Origin of the sequence: Corynebacterium frankenforstense (assembly GCF_030211955.1) — a bacterium.
Classification (GTDB): Bacteria; Actinomycetota; Actinomycetes; order Mycobacteriales; family Mycobacteriaceae; genus Corynebacterium; species Corynebacterium frankenforstense_A.
The window spans coordinates 1-579 of the sequence record NZ_JASODI010000046.1; the positions used below are offsets into that span (position 1 = coordinate 1).

Sequence of the window (579 nt, forward strand, 5' to 3'; positions counted from 1 at the left end):
CAGGTTGCTCGGGCCCTGAAGCGGGTGGACCAGCATGATCATCGAGTTTTGGTCGAAGACCATCTCCGGGATCGTGTCGGGGATCTCCGCGGCGAACAACCCCAGATCCGGAGCATCCTCGTCCTCTGTGGTGGCCCTGTCTGAGGGGCCTGCCATGTCAGTCGCGGTCAGTTCGTCCGCGTCCGGGACGGGAACCAGCGAGGCGCCGGCGGTGTCTGCGTCCGCGGGGTCGGCCCCGTCGCCGGCGAGGTTCCCACCTGCCGGGTTGACGCCCTGCCGTGATCCATCGGCGCCCATGCCCACGGTGGCGGCAGCACCTGTGTCGGGCTGGGTGTCTGACTCTCCGGCGGTCTGGGCAGCAGGCCGGGTGGCGCCGACCTGGCGGATCAGCCGGTCCACAAACTCGCTGCCGGTCATCCTCGAGCCGTCCGAGGCAACCAACTCGATGTCGTCACCGTCGCCGTCCTCGATACGCACCGCCTCATTCAGGCTCACCCCGACCACCGCATGCACAACAGACCCGGGCGCACCCTCGGAAAGGAACTTGGAGAACGCCTCACCACAGGCCTCGGCGTCCAC

The 579-nt window shown here is 68.2% G+C and carries 1 pseudogene; it reads right to left on the reverse strand.

From position 1 onward, the window contains the following. Window positions 1–579 (reverse strand): annotated as a pseudogene (locus QP119_RS11480) (hypothetical protein); the annotation flags it as partial.